Source organism: Janthinobacterium sp. 344 (assembly GCF_900112025.1).
GTDB lineage: Bacteria > Pseudomonadota > Gammaproteobacteria > Burkholderiales > Burkholderiaceae_D > Janthinobacterium.
This window is the reverse complement of sequence record NZ_FOKL01000003.1, coordinates 362,870-383,179: the sequence shown is the minus strand read 5'-3', so window position 1 is coordinate 383,179 and position 20,310 is coordinate 362,870. Positions and strand designations below refer to the sequence as shown.

Here is a 20,310-nt window from a genome sequence, read left to right as displayed (position 1 = left end):
CTGGGCGACGCCCGGCGATGGCGGGGGCGGGTCTTGCAGGCCCGCCCCTTTTTTACCCACGCTCGCCGCTATTCCAGCCTGAGCGCCTTCGCCACCGCTTCCCACGCCACGTACTTGAAGTTCTGCGGTCCGTCGGGCAAGCGCTTGTAGCCGTCCTGGATCACCAGCATGCCTTGCGCATACGCGCCGCCCAGGTTGGCGGACGTGACGTCGAGGCCATCCGTTTCCGACGTGCCGTCTATGCCGGCCGGCAAATTGAATCCCACCTTGAAGCGGCCGCGCACCTTGTAGGGCGCGTGCGCGTCGAGCACCACGTAGCTGCTGTCGCCCTGGCTGGAAACGACCAGGTAGCCCTTGTCCGGCGCGCCGCCGGCCTGGCGGTAGATGGCCATGCCTTCCACGTCGGCCGCCAGGTTCGCGCCCACCGGCAAGACCATGGCCAAGGCGTCCGGCTTGGCGGCGTCAGCGGACGTGGTCCACACGCCGCGCGTTTCCTCGCCCAGGAACAGGCGGGCGTTGGCGTCGTCGGCCACGCAGCCCTCCGGTTGCGTGGCCACCTTGAAGCTGCGCAAGAGGGTCGCCGTGAACTTGTCGCCACGCATGTCGACCTTGTATTGCTGAAAGGTGCCGTCCTTGTCGTTGAGGAAGGCTTGCACGCCGCCGCTGGCCGGCTGGTACAGGCACATGCCGTAGATGCTTTTCAGGCCGGTGGGAAACCGGCCCGCTTCGGCCACGACGCCATCGGCATTGATGGTAAACAGCATCATGCTGTTGTCGTCGCGCTGCGTGGCCACGGCCAGGTCGACCTTGCTGCCGCCGAACCGGATGTTCTGGCGCACGTCGACGTTGTTCAGGCGGCCCACTTCCAGCAGCTGCGTTTGCTTGCCTTGCAAGTCATAGACGAGCAGACCTTGCTTCTTGTTGGTGCCCAGGATGCGCGCATCGGCCGGGTTGCTGGACAGCCAGATGGCCGGGTCGTCGGCCGCATCGCCCTGGCGCGCCATCGGTTCTGTCTGCGCCTGCGGGGCGATGATGGCCACCGCCGCCCGGGTTTCCGCCTGGCCGGTCCATTTCAAGGGACGCGCCTGCCAACCGCTCTTGCCGCGCAGCAGCAAGGTATTCGCGTCGAGCGCCAGCTGGCTGTCGCCCTTGCGCACGTTCAAGGCGACCGCCTGGGCCGGCTGCGCCGTCCATGTCGCTCCCTGATGGGTATACAGGTGCAGCTTGTCCGCCTTGCCATCGAGCACGGCCACGCCGCCGGGCAGCACGGCCAGGGCGCCGGCGCCGCCCTCCAGCTGGCCATACGGCTTGCGCAGGGCCACCACTTCACGCTTGCCCATGCCTTCGGACTCGGCCTCATACGCCCACACGCCCATATTGGCCTCGCTCACCAGCAGGCGCTGCGCGCCATCGTCGACGCGGCAGTGTTTGGCGTGCGGCGGCAGGGCCAGCTTGCGCACCAGCTGGCGCTGCTCGCCCTGCATCACCCATTGCTCCGCCTGCCCATCCTTGCCGATCAAAAATAAATGATCGAGCTGCTGGGCATCGCGGTACAGGCACGACGCTTCCACGGAAAAGGTAGGGACGGGAAACGGCGCCAGTTTCACGAGCTTGCCCGCCTGCACATCGACGGACACGGGCAGCGGGCGCTGCGTGTCCGCTTCCAGGAAAACGGCCAGGATGCGATTGCCATCCATGCGCGTGTCGAGCTGCTTGGCGCGCACGGCGATGCGGTCCTGCTCCTGGCCGGCGGCATTGAACAGGCGCAAGCCGTGCTTGTCCAGGGTCAGCCAGCCGCCGCCGGGCAGGCGCGCCAGCTCTTCCGCATCCTGCGTGAAGGAAGGCAAGGCGTTGGCGGGCGCGGCCTGCGCGATGCCGGCGAGGCAGAAGGCGGCCAGCAAAGTGCTGCAGAGTACGGTTTTTTTCATGGTATTTATAGTCATCATCAGAAGGCGCTGGCTTTCAGGCTCAGCTTGAAGGTGCGGCCGTATTGTTCGTTCTGCACGTTGTATTGCTTCGTGCCCTGGTAGACATAGTATTTTTCATTGTTCAGGTTAGCCGCCTCGAACGTCACCTGGAACTGTTTGCTGATCTGGTAGGACAGCGAGAAATCGAGCTGCTTCTGGCTGTCGACGAGATGATCCTGGCTCTGGTCGAGGATGTCGCCGCCCATTTCCAGCAGATACGGCGACTTGTAGTTGAGGGCCAGGCGGGCGCTGACGGGGCCCGTTTCATAGCCCAGCATCAAGTTCATCACCTGGTTCGACTGGCCCGGCAGGCGGATGTCGCGGTGCATCTGCTGCTTGCTCGCCTTGTCGTAGCGGCCGATCTGCGCGCTGGAGGTGCTCAGGGTGCCGTTGATGCCCACGAGGAACTTGTTGAACGGCGCCGGCAGCATGCGCAGCGGCTGCATGTAGGCCAGTTCGATGCCTTTGACTTTGGCCGCGTCGCCATTCGCATACGAGGTGGCCGTCGTGTAGCCGGCCCACTGGCCCGTGCCGGCCAGGTTGGTCGTGTAGGTGAAATTCTTGATGTCCTTGTAGAAACCGTAGGCCGACATCACGCCGTCGTTGCCCAGGACTCGCTCGATACCGAGGTCCAGGTTGTTCGCCTTCAAGGGTTTCAAGTCCGGGTTGCCGATCACGGCTTCCGTGTTGCTGGCCAGGCTGATGCCGGGCGCCAGCTGGCTGAAGTTGGCGCGCACCACGGCTTGCGTCCAGGCGGCCCGCACGCTGGTCTTGTGATCGAGGTCATAGCGCGTTTGCAGGTTCGGCAGCCAGTTGGTGTACGACCGTTCGCGCGTCAAGGGCGAGGCCACGCCGGCGCTGTCCACCTGCGAGCCGGCCGCGTCAAAACTGGTGCGTTCGGCGCGCACGCCGCCGAGGATGTGCCAGGCGTCGAAGTCATAGCTGTTCTGCACATACATGGCGTTGATGTCTTCATGCATGCGGTAGTCGTTGATGATGGATTCCGTGGCCAGGCGCGCCTTGTCGCGGTCCAGCCCCGCCACGCGGGCGCGGATGAGGCGTGGATCGAGCGCCACGCCGATGTTGCCCAGGTCATAGTCGAGCGTATGTCCCTGCACGAAATTGCTCATCGAGGTGGAGCCGGCGCCCCAGTAATTGCCGCTCGTCGCCTTGCTGCTGTTGTAGGCCCATTGATCCGTGTCATTGGTCTTTTCGCGGCGGCTGACTTTCGCGCCGAATTTCAGCGTGGCGATGTCGAACTTGCGCGCCAGGTCGATGCGCAGGTGGTGCTCGTTGTCCTTCGAATAGCGTTTTTGCAGGGTGATGGCGTTCAGGGCGTAATTGGCCGGGTCGTACAGGGCGGCGGGGCCGCTCAATAATGGTTGCTCGGTGCCATTGAAGCTGATGCCGCTAAAGTTGCTGGTGCCGCGGAAGCGGCCGTCGTTCAAGGATTCCGGCGTGTCTTCCGTAGCGCGGCTCAGGCCGCCTTTCACGTCGAGGGTCCAGTCGCCCGATTTCTGCTGCGTGCCCAGCACCAGCGAGCGCACTTGCTGCGTGTACTTGCGCTGGCGGATGCGGCGCTCGGCGCGCGCGCTGGCCGTTTCTCCCTCGGCCAGGCTGCCGCCGGCGATGTTGCTGATGGTCAGGCGGTCGCGCACTTCATCGTCGGAAAACTCGCTGACAAACGAGCGCAGGAACCAGCTGTTGCCCGCCTCCGGGCGGTAATCGAGGTTGACGGCCAGCGCGCCGCGCTTGCGCACGGGCAGGTAGTCGCGCAATTCCAGGCTGGACAATTTACCCTTGCTCCAGGAACCGCCCGTCTCCACGTCATCGGAACCGAACGAGCGCTTTTCCGCGCTCAGGCCGGCGGCCACGCCCAGTTTGCCGTCCAGAAAACGCTGCGCCCACAGGGCGCCGCCGCTGGGGCTGGTCTTGCCCGTCTTTTCATCATGGCTGGCGGCCACGTTGGCCGACAGCAGCTTGCCCGGCAAGTCGAAGGCGGACAGCGATTTCACTTCGATCGTGGCGCCCAGCGAGTTGGCATCCATTTCCGGGAGTAAAGTTTTCGAGACTTCCAGGGTGCGGATCAGGCCGGCAGGCAGGATGTCGAGGGCCACGGCGCGGCGGCCCGCTTCCGGCGACGGCACCAGCGCGCCGTTGATGGTGACGGCATTCAGGTCCGGGCCCAGGCCGCGCACGGTGATGTAGCGGCCTTCGCCCTGGTCGCGCTGCACGGACACGCCCGGCAGGCGGGCCAGCGCCTCGGCCGCGTTTTTATCGGGCAAGCCGCCGATATCGTCGCTGCTGATGACGCTGATGATGTTGTCGGCTTTCTCTTGCGCAGCGATGGCATTGCGCAGGCTGGCGCGCTGGCCGCTGACGACCACGGTGGCCGCCGGCTGGCCGTCCGCATCTTGCGCATGGCTTTGACCGCTGAAGGCGGCCATGATGCCGATGGCCAGGGCCGTCAGGCGCAGCGGGGAGGGGAAGGAAGTGTGCATGGTTTTCATGAAGAGCTCGGTTAGGGAGAAGGAACCGGGCGGATTCTAGGCAGCAAATATGACGGTTGCGTGACAGGCAAGGGCTTGTCGCTCTGAAAACAACGGTAGGGAGACGCTTTCCGGTAGGAAATGAAGCGGGGTGAGCTGAAATGACCTGCCGGCGCAGGGCGCACGGGCCAAGGCTTGCCGGATTTGCACGGGCCGCGCAGGCAATGTTGAGCCGTTTGCACCTGTCGCGCGCCGCGCCCGCGTGTCATCGTGCCGTCATGGGCGGGCGCTATCGTGGCGGCAGCACCACTTTTAAAGGTTGACCCCAATGCTGCCATTGCACCGTAACAGCCTGATCGCCGCCGCGCTGGCCTTGCCCCTGTTCTTCATCCTGTACGCTACCCTCGGACAGCCGAAACCGATTGCCATCTGGAAGTGGATGGATATCGTCTGCGAAGGCGGCACGGCCGTCATGGCGGGCGTGTGGTTCCTGTTTACCTTGAGCAGCCGGCCCCGTGGCCTGGTGACGAGGCTGATCGCCGGCGGCCTGTGCGCCATCATGCTGGGTTCCTGGGCCGATTGTCTGGATGAATTCTTTGCCGTCGACAAGCGCGAAGTGTGGGACAACTGGCTCGAGGCGCTGATTCCCTTTGGCATGCTGGTGTTGACGATCGGCATGTACTATTGGCGTCAGGAACAATTTCGCCTGAACGAGCATTTGCAAAAGCGCGAACGCCTGTTCCGCGACCACCGCGCCTTCGACCGCATCACGCAGCTGGCCGATGCCAGCTATCTGCGCACGCAGATGCGCCTGGAACAGGAACGCCGCCCCGGCCTCGACTGCGCGCTGGTCCTGCTCGACATCGACAGCTTTCATTTGATTAACCGCGAACACGGCCACCGCGAAGGCGACCGCGTGCTGCAAGCCGTGGGCCACATGCTGCTGCTGAATTTGCGCAATGACGACTTGCTGTGCCGCTACGCGGGCGACCGCTTTGCCGTGCTGATGCCGGGCGTGTCGCGCGAGGATGCGGCGGCGCATGCGCGCCACCTGTGCGCCATGGTGGGGCAGATGCGCCATCACACGAACGACAACCGCGAAATCCGCCTGAGCCTGCGCCACGCCTGTGCGCTGACCGCTGGCGTGCCGGAAGTGGTGCTGGCCGAACTGAGCCGGGCCGTCGAGTCGCCGGAGCGTGGCGGCAGTCCCGGGGCCGGCGCCAGGACCCGAAGCGCCGCGCCCGCCTGATGCAGCTGAACCAGCAAGGCGACCCCGGCATTGCGGCGCGGCACCAGCCGGCGCTGGTGCTCGACTATGCGCGCAGCCGCGAACTGGCGACGGCGCCGCTGCTCAAGGGCACGGGCCTCGACGACGGCGCGCTGCCGGCCGAGGAAAGCCAGATCAGCGCGGCGCAGTACCTGCAATTGCTGGCCAATGTGGCGCGCGGCCTGGACAGCTTTGACACCAGTTTCATGCTGGGCCAGCAGATGCTGCCGGGCCACTACGGCGCCGTCAGCCACGCCTTGCTGCAGGCGCAGAACCTGCGCCAGGCCTTATCCATTCTGTGCGATTTTCATACCTTGCTGTGTCCGTTGCTGCAGCCGCGCTTGCGCGAGGCGGGCGACATGCACGTGCTGTACTGGGTCGATGCGTTCGGCGCGCCCAGCCAGCTGCCCTTCCTGGTGGAGATGCACATGACGGCGCTGGCGGCCATGTGCCGCTGGCTGTCCGGTGTCGCCTTGCCGTGGCGCTTCTGTTTCAACCGCGCGCGGCCCCGCCACGTGGAGCAGCATGAAGTGCACCTGGGCCAGGCGCTGCGCTTCGATTGCCAGGTCGACGCCATGCTGATCGATTCCGGCTGGCTCGACAAGCCCTGGCCGCGCGGCAATGCCACGGCGGCCGCGCTGGCCTTGCGGGCGGCGGCGGCGGCGCCCGTGCCCGCCGCCAGCCTGCTGGGCGCGCTATACGATTATCTGCTGGCGAACATCCGCTGCACGCCCACCCTGGAGCGCACGGCGCAGGACTTCGGCGTCAGTCCCGCCACCTTCAAGCGCCACCTGGCGCGCCATGGCACGCACTTCCAGGCCGAGCTGGACCAGGTGCGCGCGCACAAGGCGATCTACCTGTTCCAGGCGCATGGCTACGACAATGACGCCGTGGCCGCCTATCTCGGCTTTCATGATGCCACCAACTTTCGCCGATCGTTCAAGCGCTGGACGGGGCAAACGCCGCAGTTGCTGCGTCACGCGCTGGCACTGTTCGTAGCCGGTTGAAGGCATTCGCGCGGCAACGTTGCGCGCCAGCGCCAGAGCAAGTCGTTCCAGAGGGAACAATTGCCCGTTCTGCTACATCCATAGTACACTCGATCAGAGAGCGAACAGACGCGCTTTGAGGCGGTCCGGCAACCGTGGCGTCACACGACGCCGCAGCGCCCCATATCGATGGCGGCCGGCGGCAAACGACCGGTTTGCCTTGCCTTAACCCAGTCTGGCCACTGGCGCCCCCAAGCAATTGGCGCGCCGGGAGCCGGGCACTTGATAATGCTCAATCGTGTATTCACAATCGCAAATCGATCCAGTCGTCAGTTTCCGCAACACCCAGGGTGAGGCGGTGCGCGGCACGATTTTCAACCTGCAGCGTAATTCGCTGGTGATGGAAATCTACAATCCCTACTCGATTGTGCAGGTCAGCGAGGTGCTCAACGAGCTGACGGTGCGCATGGGGGCGAAAAATGCCTACGTCGGCAAGGCCGTCGTCATCAGCAGCGTCAACACGGGCTTGACGGCCATCGTTTCCGTCACCCTGATCGACGAGTGGCGCGAACTGAGCGACGTGGTGGTGGTCAAGGGCGCGGTGGCGAAGGAGTCCAGCGCCTTCGTGGCCGGCTGGGGCGAGCGCTTCCGCATCCGCCGCGACTACCAGATCGTCGTCAATGAAATGCGTGCCTTCCTGTCGGAGGTGGCGCGCTGGGTCGAACAGGTCGACTTGTCCGATTCGCTGCCCAAGGAAAACGGCCGCCTGCGCGCCGATATTTTTGACGAGCTGGCCTTGCCCCTGATGGAGCAAACCCAGCTGTACTTGCGCCAGCTGGAAGTGGAAGCCTCGCTGGTCGAGGAGGAGCGGGCGCCGGCGCACCGCGCGTTTGCCCAGACGGCGCTGCATCCGCTGATCCTGCGCGCGCCGTTCGTCTTCCGCACGTTTACCAAGCCGCTCGGCTATGCGGGCGACTACCAGATGGTCAACCAGCTGCTCGACGATCCGCGCCAGGGGCCGAGCACCTACTTTCAAATTGTCAATGCGGCCTTTCTGCAGGCGGCCGTCGCCACGGCGCACCGCAACCGCATCGATATCCTGACGGAATTCCTGGCGCAGAAGGCGGCGGCGGCGCGCGCGGCCGGGCGCGTATATAAAGTGCTCAACGTGGGCTGCGGTCCGGCCATCGAAGTGCAGCGCTTCCTGGAAACCTGCCCCGATGCGCAATGGCTGGCATTCGAGCTGGTCGATTTCAGCAGCGAGACGCTGGACTGGACGCGCGCGCGCCTGACCACCATCATGCAGCGCACGGGGCGCGTGGTGGAGATCGATTACGTGCATGACTCCGTGCACAATCTGCTCAAGCGCCGCCACGGCTCGGGCGCCACGGGCTTGCCCGGCAGTTTCGATGCCGTGTACTGCGCCGGCCTGTTCGACTATCTGTCCGACAAGGTGTGCGCGCGCCTGCTGCTGCACTTCGCCTCGCGCGTGGGGCCGGGCGGGCGCCTGCTGGTGACGAATGTGCACGCCGATAATCCCGGCAAGTTCGGCATGGAGCATTTGCTGGAATGGCATTTGATCTATCGCAATGAAGCCAGCTTGTCGGCCTTGCTGCCCGAGCATGCGACAGACCACCATATTTATGTCGACGCCACGGGCGTGAATGTGTTTGCGGAAGTGAGCATTCCTTGATGGATAATCCGGGCCTGCAGGCCGGCTACTCGGCCGTTTTGCGCGATTTCCGCCTGGAGTTCAGCCGCGGCGGCGCCTACACGGGCATCGTCCTGATCCTGCTGGGCATGGGCCTCGACTCGGCCCTGTATCCGGACATGCAGTCGGCGTTTACCAGCGCCCGCGTGCTGGTTTCCGTGCTGATCTTTATCGTCGTGCTGGCCATGCGCACGCGCTGGGCGCAAGACCGCATCCAGGGCCTGACCTTTGTCTGGCTGATCCTGCCGCAGATCATGATCGCCTGGATGATCGCCGTCACCGAAGGCGCCACCTCGATCTATTACGTGGGCATGACCCTGGCCATCTATTCCTCGGGCATCGTGCTGGCCTTCGGCCTGTGGCAAAACATGGTCTTCGGCGCCATTTCCTGCCTGCTGTACGTGGGCGCCTGCGTCTGGCACGCGGGCGGTGTCGACTTGCCGGGCACGTTTGTCGTCAATTGCCTGTTCCTCATCATGTCGGCCAGCATCAGCGCCGTGTTTACCTATTTTAACGAGCGCGCCCGTTTCATGCTGTTCCAGCTGAAAGCGGAAGTGGCGCTGAAAAATACGCAGCTGGAAGAAACCAACAAGAGCCTGGCCGATATCAAGGGCCAGATGCTGCAGCAGGAAAAGATGGCCGCGCTCGGCACCCTGGCCGCCGGCATGCTGCATGAAGTGAACAATCCCGTGAATTTCTGCATGATGGCCATCGAGGTGGCCATCGAAGACCCGGCCGCCAAGCAGAGCGCGCTGGTCAGCGAATGCCTGGCCGACGCCAAGCAGGGCATGCTGCGGGTGCAGCACATCGTCTCGGACCTGAAGACCTTTGCCTACCGCAAGAGCGGCAACCAGCTGGAAACGGGACACTTCCAGTTCCGCAGCGCGCTCGACGCGGCCATCCGCCTGGTGGGCCACGAAACGAAGAATGTCAGCATCAGCCACGATTTGCCGATCGACACCCTGGTGCGCGGCGACGAGGCGGCCATCGTGGGCGTGCTGATCAACCTGCTGGGCAATGCCGTGCTGTCCATGCGCAAGGGCAATGCGCAGCCGTTCGAGATCCGCATCACGGCCCACTGGCAGGAGGACCGCCTGCGCATCAGCGTGCGCGACAACGGTCCCGGCATCGCGCCGGAAAACCTGGCGCGCGTCTTCGAACCGTTTTTCACCACGCGCGAAGTGGGGCAGGGCCTGGGCCTGGGCCTGAGCATCAGCTATGGCGTCATCGAGCGCCACGGCGGCACCCTCAGCGCCGAAAGCGTGCTGGGCGAGTGGGCCAGCATGAACTTCGACCTGCAGCGCTCGGACTGGGAGGGCCGCTAGCATGGATAACGATAGCCGCGCCAGCGTGCTGTACGTGGACGACGAGCCACTGGCCTGCAAGTATTTCGAGCGCGCCTTTGCCCCGCGCTACCGCGTGCTGACGGCGCAGAGCGTCGATGCGGCGCTGGCCCTGCTGGACGAGGACGCCGGCCACGTCGACGTGCTCGTCACCGATTACCGCATGCCCGACCGCCTGGGCAGCGAATTGCTGCAGGAGGTGACGCAGCGCTATCCGCACATCGTCTGCATGCTGGTGACAGCGTATGCGGACAAGGACGTGCTGCTTGAACTGATCAATGGCGGCACCCTGTTCCGCCTGCTGGAAAAGCCGCTCGACATGGCCGCCATGCAAACGGCGCTGCAGCTGGCCGTGCAGACGGGCCGCGAGCGCGCGGCGCGGCGCCAGGGCCTGGTGGCGATGGAAGAGTCGCTGGCGTTTCTCGCGCATGAATTGAATACGCCGCTGGCGGCCATGGCCAACTTCGCGCGCGGCATCGAACGGCGCGCGCAGGCGGCCGGCGGGCCGCAGGCCGAGATAGGCGAGGCGGCCTCGCTGATGCACGACAATGCGCGCTATTGCCTGTCCGTGCTGGCCAGCTTTGTCGACACGGTGCGCCTGGCCAGTGCCGGACCCGGCATGCAGGGCGGGCGCGGTGCCGGCAGCGCGCGCCAGCTGCTGGCCACCTTGCTCGACAGCTACCCCTTGAGCGCGGAGCAGCGCGCCGCCATCACGCTCGACGATGGCGAGGATTTCGCCATCGCCGAGTCGCCCAATTGCGTGGCGCTGATCCTGTCGTCCGTGCTGAGGAATGCCTTGCGCTCCGCCGAAGAGCGGACGCAGCCGGCGATCCGCATCCGCATCGGTGCCGGCCGCATCCAGGTGCGCGACAATGGCGCCGGCATCGCCCCCGAAATAGTCGAGCAGCTGTTGATCGACCCCGTCAGTGCCAGCGGCGAGGAAGGCAAGGGCTGGGGCATGGTATTTTGCCACCGCATGATGCAATCGTTCGGCGGCAACCTCGACATCGCCACCGAGTTTGGCAGTTCCACCACGGTAACCCTGAATTTTCCAGTACATATAAGGAACGAGCATGATTGACGCCAATCTGCGTTTACCGGCTCAGCGTGAGTCGGCGCAAGGCTTGCCGACGATACTCTATGTCGATGACGAGGCCAACGCCCTGAAATACTTCCAGCGCGCCATCGCGCCGCTGGCCGACGTGCTGACGGCCACCTCGGTCGAGGAGGGCAAGCGCATCCTCGACGAGCACGCGGACCGCATCGCCGTGCTGGTATCCGACCAGCGCATGCCTGGCGCGTATGGCAATGAGTTGCTGTCCTACGCCTGGGACCGCCATCCGCACATCGTGCGCATCCTGACCACCGCGTATTCCGAGCTGGAGCACACGGTGGAAGCCGTCAACCAGGGGCAGATCCACCGCTATATCCAGAAGCCGTGGGATATCGCGGCCCTGCGCATGGAATTGAAACAGGCGCTGGAACTGGCGCGGCTGCGCAATGAACACGCGCAATTGCTGCGCGAAAAACTGATGGTGCGCCAGCGGCAAGCCGTCGCCAACCGCATCGGCACGCTGTACACCCTGTGCGCCAGCCTGGCGGGACCGGAGCAGCAGCTGCCCGTGGAAGCCTACCTGTCGGCGGCCCTGACGGCCGGCGTCACGCCGCCCGAGCCGGACTGGCTGCTGATGGATTATGCCGACCTGGTCAGTTCCGAAGCGTTCCGCAGCACCGCCTTTGGCGCCGCCGTGCGCCAGCAGCTTGAAACGCTGGAACGCGAGCATCCGGGGCGGGGCGTGGAACAGGCGATCGACATGCTGCTGCCCGTGTTCGGACCGGCGCTGCAAAACCAGGGCGGCACGGCGCTGTTCCTCGATGGGCGCCTGCTGACGGAATTCCTGGAAACGCCGACCACGACGCCCGTCTCGGCCATCCACGCCTTTTGGCTGGCAAGCCTGCTGTGGCTGGCGCGGCGCGGCTGGTCGCTGCAGTTGAACAAGGCTGAACAGGGCTTGCAGGGCAAGCTGGTGCAGGCCGAACCGGCCCTCACGCCCGACCACCTGGCGGCGTGGATCGAGCAGTTCTGACCTTTGCCGCCGTGGCGGGCGGTGCAATGCAAAACAGGGCCGCGCGGGCCCTGTTGCCGTGATGGCGGCCGGTGCCTAGCGCTCGGCCGCCGCCTTCAGGCTGTTCAAGCCCTTCTCGAAGTCCTTGCCGATCATGCGGTCCATGCTGACGAAGACGGTCATGACCTTGCTGACGTAAGGGCTGGGGCCCGTCATGGTCCAGTTGACCTTGGTGCCCGCGCCTTCGGGCGTCATGCTGAAGGTGGTCGTGTTGTGGCTTTCGAACGGTTTCAGGAAGTCCAGCTTGATGACGGTGCGTTCGGGCTGGGCCGCCTCGGTGATTTCCATGCGGCCGGCACCGACCTTGTCGTTGCCTTGCCACGCATATTGCGCGCCCACGCCGCTGGCGGGACCGGTAAACGTGCGGCGCATGGCCGGATCGAGTTTCTCCCACGGCGACCAGGCGGCCCAATAGTGGAAGTCCGTGATCAGGTGGGCGATTTTCTCGGGCGGTGCGTTGATGGTGATTTCGCGCTGGACACTGAAGGTGTCGGGCTTGGTGGTGGCATAGCCGAGGATGGCGGCGACGACGACAACGATCAGCAGCAGGGTTTTTTTGATCATATGCTCTCCAAATCTTGAATGGTCGATGCGAACGAATCAAGGCAATCTTAGCAGATATGAATGGCTGTGCGCGAGCGCCTGGCCTTTATTTGCGCCAGCGCGTGGGCGCACCGCTTGCAGCCTGGCGCACGGGCGCACGGCAGGTTTGTCGCGGGGCACCATCCTCCGCTAGAATGCTGGCCTGCAAAGATTTCAATTAGGGAAATATGATTCAACGATCGATCGCCAGACTGACCCTGGCGTGCGGCGTGCTGGCCACCGCCTTTGCCGCGAACCTGGCGCATGCCGATGCCTGTCCCTCCCATTATGTAGACGGGCGCAAGCCGGAAATCACCAACCCCAAGCTGGAGGTGGCGACGAAAGAGCTGTGCTACAACGTGTTTGGCGTGATGCACTCGGGGATCACCCGCACGCCCTTGTGGTCGGCCGAGCACCTGAAGGCGGCCAATCTGCAAGCGGCGCAGGATCTGTCGCGCGAAAACTCCTTCCATGCCGAGCGCAAGCTGCCCGCCGCCCAGCGCGCGGAACTGGCCGACTATGCGCGCAGCGGCTTCGACCGTGGCCACATGGCGCCGAACGGCGACATGCCGGACCGCCAGAGCCAGCGTGACAGCTTCACCCTGGCCAACATGGTGCCGCAGGATGCGCGCAACAACCGCTATGTGTGGGCCGGCATCGAAGGCGCCGTGCGCAAGATGGCAAAGAAAGAGGGCGACCTGTACGTGATCACGGGGCCGGCCTTTATCGGCGGCAACCTGCGCAAGGTGGGGCGCGTGATCGTGCCCAGCCATTTATACAAGGCCGTCTACAGTCCGCGCCAGCGCGCCGGCGCCGCCTATTTTATTGCAAACACCGATACCAAGCAGTACGAGGTGCTGAGCATCGCGCAACTGGAAGACAGGATCGGCATCGATCTGTTACCGTCGCTGACGCGGCAGCAGAAGCTGCGCATGCTGAGTTTGCCGAAGGTGAATAGCAAGTCCCGGAAATAATCCGTCTGAAGAGGAAGCCTTATGTGTGCAAAGAAATTCGTTCCCTACGCCAATGAAAGCGATGTGCTGGAAATTGGCAATCTGAGCATTGAAAACCGCATCGACCGCGTCAGCCTCAGCGGCGACATCGACCTGACCCTGGACAAGCCTGGCCTGGCGCTGGCAAAGCAGCTGCAAAAACTGCTGGGCGACGTGGTGGCCCAGCTGGAAAAGCAGGCATTGCCGGACCAGCTGCCGCCGCCGGCCGTGACATCGGTGGCCAATCCGTTTGCGTAGCGCAGGCTGCCGCCCTTAGCGCGCCGGGCTGGCGTCGCGGTAGTAGCCCGTCCTGCCGATGTCTTCCGGCGCATTCGCCACGGCATAGGCGGTGAGGGCGATGGCGATGGCGGAATACTGCTGGGCCGCGCTGAATGGCAGCACGCTTTCATAGGTGTCGAGCACCGTGTGGTGCACGCGCGCATAGTCGAAATCGCCGAGCATGGTGAAGCGCGGCGTGGGCACGCCGTTCACGGTGAAGACGGCGTCGTCGCTGCCGGTGCTCGCGCGCATCGCCTGGCTGGCATCGCGCGGCACATCGTTGAGCGTCATGGCGTAGCCGAATACGGGGTGGACGCCGTCCAGGTCCTGCTCCACGCGCTGAAAGACCGTTTTCCAGGCCGAGGGAACCGTGATGCCGCTGATGGCGCCGGGCCGGCCATCGCGGTTCAGCATCATGACGATGTTGCCCAGCTCACCGGCATGCTGCCCGGCAAAGGCGAACGCCCCCTTGCGGCCCAGTTCCTCCGCGCCAAAGGCCACCATCATGATGGTGCGGCGCGGTTTCGCGCCGGACGTGGCCAGCAGGCGCATCGCTTCCATCATGCTGGCCACCCCGGCGCCATTGTCGGCGGCGCCCGTGCCGCCATCGTAGCTGTCCAGGTGGGCGCCGAGCAGCACGATTTCCTCGGGTTTTTGCGTGCCGGGAATGCGCGCCACGACATTGTGATACGTCACCGGGCCGGGGTAGAACCAGTTGCGGATGTCAAATTCCAGCGTGACGGGCTCGCCGCTGGCCAGGCGCTGGCGGATGTCCGCATACTGGGGCGCGGCCAGCTTGATGTCCGGCAGGCCGGGCAGTGACTCCCAGCTGGTGGGCGCCGCGCTGGCGCAATACAGCGGTTCTTCGCCGGACTGGATGGTGCCCAGCGCGCCCGCCGCCAGCAGCAGCCTGGTGATGGCCCTGGGTTGGTGGATGAACTCGCCGTCGCGCCCGCTGCCGCCGTTCTCGCCGCCGATCAATACCCACTTGTCCTTGAATTGCGCAAAGCGTTCCTGCGCCTCTTCCAGGGTGGCCGGTCCGAGAATGGCCAGGCCCTGCTGCACGCCCCGCGTGCCCGCCGTGTAGGCGGGCGTGGCCATGCGCAGGGGCTGCGCCAGCGGCGCGAGCATGCGCGCCGACCACGGGCCGCGATTGAATCCCAGCGGCATCTGGCCCGCTTCTTCGAGTTCGGCCTGCAGGCCCCATTGCCGCATCTGCAGGCGGGCCCACTGCGCCGCGTGCGTATAGGCGTCGCTGCCAGCCATGCGGCCGCCGAAACGGTTGCTGAGGATGTCGAGCCAGTCCATGACGCGCGGTTCGCGGGTGCCCAGCGCCACGATGCGCCGCGCCGTGGCATCGGGCGAGCGCGATGGCGCGCCGGCGAGCGTGGCGTTCCTGCCGGACAGGGCTGCCACGAACGCCGGCAGGCTTCCCTGCTGGCGCGCCGCCAGCGCCAGGTCCAGCTTGGCGGAACGGTATAGCGGATCCTTGCGCAGCAGCGTCTCGTAGGCGCCCAGCACGCCTTCCATGCCCGCCAGGTCGCTGGCCGGCCGGTCGTTGGCCAGCTGCGGCTGGCGGATCTGCAACGCCATCACGCTGGCCAGGTACTGAAAGCCGGCAAGCTCGCGCATGGCGGCGGCGGGTGCCACATCGAGCCAGCTCTCCAGCGGACTGGCCGGCAGGGTAAGGTCGGGAACGCTCTCGATCCAGGCCGTGAGCCAGGCGCCATCGCGCCGCAGCACGCCCAGCGGATCTGCTTGCGCGTCCAGGGCCATCTGCACGACGCGCGTGCGCTCGGCCGGCGTCGATGGGCCCCGTTGCGTGCTGTCTGCCGCTGTTTTCGCTGGCGCGGGCGGCAGCGCCGCGGGCACATCCGCCTGCTTGCGGCGCGTGCCCGTGACGGGCTTGGGTTCGTTCTCATCCGTTTCAACCAGGCGCGTGCCGCTCAGCACGTCGCCGTGCGCCTGCAAGGTCCAGCGTATCGTCACATCGGTAGTGAGTTCCTTGCCATGGCGTCCGGTGCTGACGCGCTTGCCAGCATGCCGGAAGACGGTGCCGGCCGGGCCCGGCGTCCCCTGCACCAGGCGCGGTGCCGTGGGCTGGCCCCGTTCGTCGAGCCAGGCGATGCTTGCCGTCAGGCGGCCGCCCACGTCGCTGATGTCGAGCACGCCCTGGTCGATCAGGTCGACCGTCACGCCATTGTTCGTCGTGCTGCCGGTGGCCGTCTGGAAACTCCAGTGCCCGGCCAGCGCGGGCGCCTTGGCGTGCAGGGTGCCGGGCAGCGCGGCGGCGGCAAGAAAACAGCTGGCGTAAAGGAAGGGGGCGAGCGTCAGGGGGCGCGGCGGATGCATGGTTATCCTTGTCATGGTTTTCTCTCGGCTGGAGTGAAAAACAGTATGCGGATAACTGGCTTGCCTTGATGCTATTTTCCGACCAAGGCCCGGTTTTGCGGCCTGAAGGCGGGGATGACCGTGCTGAAGGGGGGAATGCACCCCATCCGACCGCCTGCATCGGATGAGGTTGCTGTGGCAAGCGTGTTACTTGGCGAACGCCTGCGCCGCAGGCGTGATCGTCACCGCTTCCGGCTTGATGCCGAGTTTCATCGCGCCGATGACCTTGTCTTCGTCGAGCAAGGCCTGCGGCTTGTTGCCGTCATACTTGATGGGCGAGAAGGCGTCGCTGACCAGCTTCTCCTTCAAGCCGGCCGCATCCTTGGCGACGATCACCACGGACAGGTTCTTGGCCGACAGGTGCTGGCCGATGGCGCGGTTGACGTCGGCCACGGTCAGCTTCGACAAGCCGTCACGCATCAGCTTGGTGAATTCCGGCGTGCCATACCATTGCGAATCGAGCGCGTAGCCGAGCTGCTGGTTCTGCGTCGAGGTCATGACGAAGACGTTCTTCATCAGATAGTCGCGCGTGGTGGCGAAGTCTTCCTGCGTCAGGCCGTGGTCGACCAGCTTGCCCAGTTCCGTCAGGGCCACGCGCAGCGCGAAGTGGGCGTTGTCCGGCGCCACGGGGCGGATCCAGATCTCGAACAGCTGCGCCTTGCGGCCCAGGTTCGGGTCGGGGAAGAACTGGTACATGCCGCGCGGGAAGGCCTCGATATACGCATAGTCGCCATAGTTCATGCCGCGGATTTCACGGATGCGCTGATACAGGTAGGAGTTCGAGGCGCGGTGCTCGCCCAGCCAGGTCTTCGCCAGCCACAGGGCGGGGAAGTCCGGGTGCGTGCGCGTCACCTCCAGAGGCAGGCCGAAGGAAATCGCCGTGGCGCGCGTGTTTTTCTCGAGGATTTCCACTTCCAGGCCGTTCGCCTTGTGGCCCACGGGTTTGACCGTGGCCGGCAAGCCGCTGCCGGCCGGCAGCTTGCCCAGCGCCTGCGTCAGCGAGGCCGTCATGGCGTCCGTCACGTCGCCGGAAATGCCCACCTTGACGGCGCCTTGCGCATACGCCGTCTTCCAGAACTGCTTGACGTCGTCCAGGGTGATGGCGTCGATGCCGGCCACGGTGCCCAGCACCGGGTGGCCGTATGGCGTGCCAGCGTAGACATTCGTCTGCAGCCGCTCCTTGGCGAACTCCTCTTCGTTATTGTCCTTCAGGTCCAGCAGCAGCGCATTCTTTTGCGCATCCTTCAGGCGGCGGAAGTCGTCTTCGCGGAAGCCGGGCGAGAGCAGCAGGGGCAGGGCGATGGCGTTGAACTGGGTCCAGTTATCCTTGTGGATGGAACCCGTAAACGTCGTCATTTCCTTGTCCGTCTGCTGGCTGAAACTGCCGGCCAGCGGGAACAGGGCGGCGTTGATTTCGTCGATCTTGCGCTCGGACGAGCCGCCCGACGCCACCATGGCCGCCGTCAGCGCGGCCAGGCCTTCCTTGCCTTGCGGGTCTTGCGCGGAGCCGGCCGTAAACAGCAGCTTGTAGCGGATTTGCGGCAGCGCCGATTTTTGCACCAGCACGTCGAATGTCGCGCTGGACTTGGCTGGCAGCAGGCTGGCCAGTGTCGGCGTGGTGGCGATGGCGGCCGCCATCGGCGCGTTCGACAGCGTGGTGATGACCAGGCCCTGGTCCGTCAGGTACTTGCGCGCGGCCGCCTGCAGGTCGGCTGGCGTGAGCGCGTCGATCAGCCGGTAGTACTGGTTGATGGTGGCGTAGGAGCGGTCGAAGTGCACGAAGGAAGCCAGGGTGCCGGCGATCTGCTCCGTGTTGTCGAGGGTGCGGATCAAGCCGTATTTTTCCGCCGACTTGGCGTCCGCCAGGTCCTTCTCGCTCACGGGCGTGTCGCGCAACTGCGCCACGGTGGCCAATATCGCGTCGCGCACGTAGACGGCGTCGTCGATGTTCTTCACGCGCGCGCCGATCAGGGCCAGGGTCGGGTCGACCCGGTCCGGCGTCATCTCGATCAGCTGGTCGACCTTCTGTTCATTCTGCACCAGGCGCTTGTATAGCGGCGAGGTGGGGCCGAACGACAGCGCCAGCAGGGTGGCTAGCGCCGCCTGGTCCTTGTCCTTCACGGAGAACGCGGGCGCATGGAAGCCGATGGCCACCCACGGCAGGGTCGGCGTGGGCCAGGCCACGTGCTTGTAGACGGGGCCTTGCGGCTTCGGCTCGACGGGCACGGCCGCCTGCTGCTTGCCGCGCTGCCAGGCGCTCCAGTATTTTTCCACCAGCGCGATGGCTTTTTGCGGCTCCACGTCGCCGGCGATGATGATGGTGGTGCGCTCGGGACGGTACCAGCGGTCGAAGAAGATCTTCGAATACGCGTACTGGTTCGGCATGTCCTCGATGTCCTGGATGAAGCCCATCGTCGTATGCTTGTAGGTGTGCGTCGTGTAGGCGCTGTCGCGCATCACCTCGAACAGTTTCGACACGGGATTGGCGCTGTTCTTGTTGTATTCGCCCAGCACGGCCCGCGATTCCGTCTTGAACGCGTCTTCCGCATAGTCGAGGTGCTGGAAGCGGTCCGCCTCCACCTTCAGCACGGTTTCCAGGTCATCCTTGGCAAACGTCGTGTGGTAATTGGTCAGGTCGTCGCTGGTGTAGGCGTTCTGGCGCGCGCCGGCCTTGGTGATGATGGCCTGGTATTTCTCGGGCGGATACGCCTTGGTGCCACGGAACATCATGTGTTCGAAGAAATGCGCGAAACCGGACTTGCCCGGTTCCACTTCATTGCGCGAACCCGTCTGCACGGGAATCTGCAGCGAGACGATATTCGGGAAACCGGTCGGCACGATGATGATTTTCAAGCCGTTGGCCAGGGTTTTCTCCGTGGCCTTGAACGGCAGCAAGTCAGCCTGGGCGGCGGTGGCGCTGTGGCCGGCGGCCGGCTTGACGGGCGCGGCGCCCAGGTTCGACGACGCCATGGCCGACAGGGCCAGGGCGAACGCGGGTAATAAAGCGGGCATGATTCTTGACACGAGGGCTCCTTCTTTTTTGGATGTTATGAAAGTGCAACACCGCAGCATAGAATATTCATGCCGCCGTGCATAGGGGCAAGGCGTGGTGGCATGAAGGGGCGGCCCCGTCAGGGCAGGCAAGCCGTGTCGCGGGGACAGGGGCTCAGGTCAGCGTCGTTTCGGGCAGGCTGATGCGGTTGCGGCCCAGGTGCTTGGCGCGGTACAGGGCGCAGTCGGCCGTGTGGATCAGCTGCCCCAGTTCCGTGCCCGCGCCGGGCAGGGCGGTGGCGGCGCCGATGCTGACGGTGACGCAGGCGCCGTCGGCGCGCTTGCGCGGCAGTTGCAGCCGTTCCACGCGCTGGCGGATGCGTTCGGCCACGATGGCCGCGCCCTTGAGCGACTGGTTCGGCAGGATCACGGCAAATTCTTCGCCGCCATAGCGGGCCACCAGGTCGTTCGTGCGCATTTCGCTGGCGACGGCGCCGGCCACCTTGCGCAGGCACAGGTCGCCGCCCTGGTGGCCATGGCTGTCGTTGTATTCCTTGAAATTGTCGACGTCGACCATCAGCAGCGACAAGGGCTGCCGCTGGCGCTGGGCGCGCTGCCACTCGGCGTGGATGGTGTCGTCAAAGCAGCGCCGGTTCGCCAGGCCCGTCAGGCCGTCGCGCGTGGCCAGGCGTTCCAGCGCCACCTGCGCGCGTTTTTCATCGGTCATGTCGCGCAGGGTCTCGACCACGGCGATCAGTTCGCCGCTGTTGCCGTAAATGGGGCTGGCATCGACGGCCAGGTAGCGCCGCCTGCCCGTGCGGGGCATGTCGCACCAGTTTTCTGCGCACAGGTTGTCGCCCGTGCTGCCACGGTATTGCTGCTGCTCCAGCAGGGCGCGGGCGTCGCCGCCATGCCCGGCCAGCAGCAGGTCGGCCAGCGTGGCGCGCTGGTCCGTGTAAAAGCAGCGCCCTGGCTGGCGCGTGCCCAGCACTTCGGCGGCCGGCACGCCAGTGAGTTGCTCGCAGGCGCGGTTCCAGATCATCAGCTTGCCTTGCACATCGAGTACGAAAGTTGGCACGACCAGCAATTCCATCATTTTGACGGCGAATCCCTGGGCTTCCCCATAGGGTGATGCGCTGGCGTGGGCGTGGCTGTCCGGCATGAATGCGTCCTTGTTGGGCGTGAA

14 protein-coding genes are annotated in these 20,310 nt (G+C 65.2%); 8 read left to right on the top strand and 6 right to left on the bottom strand.

Going from position 1 to position 20,310, the window contains the following annotated elements; translation table 11 throughout:
* Positions 1 to 68: 68 nt before the first annotated feature.
* Both BM193_RS11335 and BM193_RS11330 read right to left on the bottom strand, forming a co-directional pair.
* A complete protein-coding gene (locus BM193_RS11335) occupies positions 69 to 1,928 on the bottom strand; it encodes a phytase (protein WP_092797823.1) in 1,860 nt (619 codons plus the stop codon).
* Positions 1,929 to 1,945: 17 nt separating this feature from the next.
* Entirely contained in the window at positions 1,946 to 4,468 is a 2,523-nt protein-coding gene (locus BM193_RS11330) for a TonB-dependent receptor (RefSeq protein WP_254786061.1), read from the bottom strand.
* A 316-nt stretch (positions 4,469 to 4,784) separates the two neighbouring features.
* Here BM193_RS11330 and BM193_RS11325 point away from each other — a divergent pair, with 316 nt between their 5' ends.
* The 6 genes from BM193_RS11325 (at position 4,785) to BM193_RS11300 (ending at position 11,850) form a co-directional block, all read left to right on the top strand.
* Entirely contained in the window at positions 4,785 to 5,705 is a 921-nt protein-coding gene (locus BM193_RS11325; protein WP_092797821.1) for a GGDEF domain-containing protein, read from the top strand.
* Positions 5,705 to 6,730 carry an AraC family transcriptional regulator gene (locus BM193_RS11320; RefSeq protein ID WP_092797820.1) on the top strand — a complete coding sequence of 342 codons (1,026 nt, stop codon included), beginning with the start codon at positions 5,705 to 5,707 and terminating at the stop codon, positions 6,728 to 6,730. The genes BM193_RS11325 and BM193_RS11320 overlap by 1 nt, the downstream gene beginning before the upstream one ends.
* 277 nt (positions 6,731 to 7,007) lie before the next feature.
* Positions 7,008 to 8,402, top strand: a complete 1,395-nt coding sequence (locus BM193_RS11315) for a class I SAM-dependent methyltransferase (protein WP_092797819.1) — start codon at positions 7,008 to 7,010, stop codon at positions 8,400 to 8,402.
* Positions 8,402 to 9,745 carry a sensor histidine kinase gene (locus tag BM193_RS11310; RefSeq protein ID WP_092797818.1) on the top strand — a complete coding sequence of 448 codons (1,344 nt, stop codon included), beginning with the start codon at positions 8,402 to 8,404 and terminating at the stop codon, positions 9,743 to 9,745. The genes BM193_RS11315 and BM193_RS11310 overlap by 1 nt, the downstream gene beginning before the upstream one ends.
* Before the next feature lies 1 nt (position 9,746).
* On the top strand, positions 9,747 to 10,844 hold the full coding sequence (locus tag BM193_RS11305) for a hybrid sensor histidine kinase/response regulator (protein WP_092797817.1): 1,098 nt from the start codon (positions 9,747 to 9,749) through the stop codon (positions 10,842 to 10,844).
* Positions 10,837 to 11,850, top strand: coding sequence for a response regulator (locus tag BM193_RS11300; RefSeq protein ID WP_092797816.1), 1,014 nt, complete (start codon positions 10,837 to 10,839; stop codon positions 11,848 to 11,850). Before BM193_RS11305 ends, BM193_RS11300 begins: the two co-directional genes overlap by 8 nt.
* 75 nt (positions 11,851 to 11,925) lie before the next feature.
* Here the strand turns inward: BM193_RS11300 and BM193_RS11295 are convergent, their stop codons facing one another.
* Entirely contained in the window at positions 11,926 to 12,453 is a 528-nt protein-coding gene (locus tag BM193_RS11295; RefSeq protein WP_092797815.1) for an SRPBCC family protein, read from the bottom strand.
* Between the two features lie 206 nt (positions 12,454 to 12,659).
* On the opposite strand from BM193_RS11295, the gene BM193_RS11290 reads away from it, so the two are divergent.
* Positions 12,660 to 13,445 (top strand): DNA/RNA non-specific endonuclease, encoded by a 786-nt coding sequence (locus BM193_RS11290; RefSeq protein WP_092797814.1) that lies wholly within the window; start codon positions 12,660 to 12,662, stop codon positions 13,443 to 13,445.
* 21 nt (positions 13,446 to 13,466) lie between these two features.
* Positions 13,467 to 13,721, top strand: a complete 255-nt coding sequence (locus tag BM193_RS11285) for a nucleotidyltransferase family protein (protein ID WP_092797813.1) — start codon at positions 13,467 to 13,469, stop codon at positions 13,719 to 13,721.
* 15 nt (positions 13,722 to 13,736) lie between these two features.
* On the opposite strand, the gene BM193_RS11280 is transcribed toward BM193_RS11285, so the two are convergent.
* The 3 genes from BM193_RS11280 to BM193_RS11270 form a co-directional block, all read right to left on the bottom strand.
* Positions 13,737 to 16,094 carry a M20/M25/M40 family metallo-hydrolase gene (locus BM193_RS11280; protein WP_175533244.1) on the bottom strand — a complete coding sequence of 786 codons (2,358 nt, stop codon included), beginning with the start codon at positions 16,092 to 16,094 and terminating at the stop codon, positions 13,737 to 13,739.
* Positions 16,095 to 16,280: 186 nt separating this feature from the next.
* Positions 16,281 to 19,145: a M16 family metallopeptidase gene (locus BM193_RS11275; RefSeq protein ID WP_254786059.1), complete on the bottom strand. Its 2,865-nt coding sequence runs from the start codon at positions 19,143 to 19,145 to the stop codon at positions 16,281 to 16,283.
* Positions 19,146 to 19,299: 154 nt separating this feature from the next.
* Positions 19,300 to 20,286 (bottom strand): sensor domain-containing diguanylate cyclase, encoded by a 987-nt coding sequence (locus BM193_RS11270; protein ID WP_254786057.1) that lies wholly within the window; start codon positions 20,284 to 20,286, stop codon positions 19,300 to 19,302.
* Positions 20,287 to 20,310 lie beyond the last annotated feature (24 nt).

What these genes read in the sequence shown, in the direction of transcription:
- BM193_RS11330 (WP_254786061.1), bottom strand. Translation starts at nt 4,468, where the DNA reads ATGCACACTTCCTTCCCCTCCCCGCTGCGCCTGACGGCCCTGGCCATC.
- BM193_RS11290 (WP_092797814.1), top strand. Translation starts at nt 12,660, where the DNA reads ATGATTCAACGATCGATCGCCAGACTGACCCTGGCGTGCGGCGTGCTG.
- BM193_RS11280 (WP_175533244.1), bottom strand. Translation starts at nt 16,094, where the DNA reads ATGCATCCGCCGCGCCCCCTGACGCTCGCCCCCTTCCTTTACGCCAGC.
- BM193_RS11275 (WP_254786059.1), bottom strand. Translation starts at nt 19,145, where the DNA reads ATGCCCGCTTTATTACCCGCGTTCGCCCTGGCCCTGTCGGCCATGGCG.
- BM193_RS11300 (WP_092797816.1), top strand. Translation starts at nt 10,837, where the DNA reads ATGATTGACGCCAATCTGCGTTTACCGGCTCAGCGTGAGTCGGCGCAA.
- BM193_RS11285 (WP_092797813.1), top strand. Translation starts at nt 13,467, where the DNA reads ATGTGTGCAAAGAAATTCGTTCCCTACGCCAATGAAAGCGATGTGCTG.
- BM193_RS11305 (WP_092797817.1), top strand. Translation starts at nt 9,747, where the DNA reads ATGGATAACGATAGCCGCGCCAGCGTGCTGTACGTGGACGACGAGCCA.
- BM193_RS11325 (WP_092797821.1), top strand. Translation starts at nt 4,785, where the DNA reads ATGCTGCCATTGCACCGTAACAGCCTGATCGCCGCCGCGCTGGCCTTG.
- BM193_RS11295 (WP_092797815.1), bottom strand. Translation starts at nt 12,453, where the DNA reads ATGATCAAAAAAACCCTGCTGCTGATCGTTGTCGTCGTCGCCGCCATC.
- BM193_RS11320 (WP_092797820.1), top strand. Translation starts at nt 5,705, where the DNA reads ATGCAGCTGAACCAGCAAGGCGACCCCGGCATTGCGGCGCGGCACCAG.
- BM193_RS11310 (WP_092797818.1), top strand. Translation starts at nt 8,402, where the DNA reads ATGGATAATCCGGGCCTGCAGGCCGGCTACTCGGCCGTTTTGCGCGAT.
- BM193_RS11270 (WP_254786057.1), bottom strand. Translation starts at nt 20,286, where the DNA reads ATGCCGGACAGCCACGCCCACGCCAGCGCATCACCCTATGGGGAAGCC.
- BM193_RS11335 (WP_092797823.1), bottom strand. Translation starts at nt 1,928, where the DNA reads ATGAAAAAAACCGTACTCTGCAGCACTTTGCTGGCCGCCTTCTGCCTC.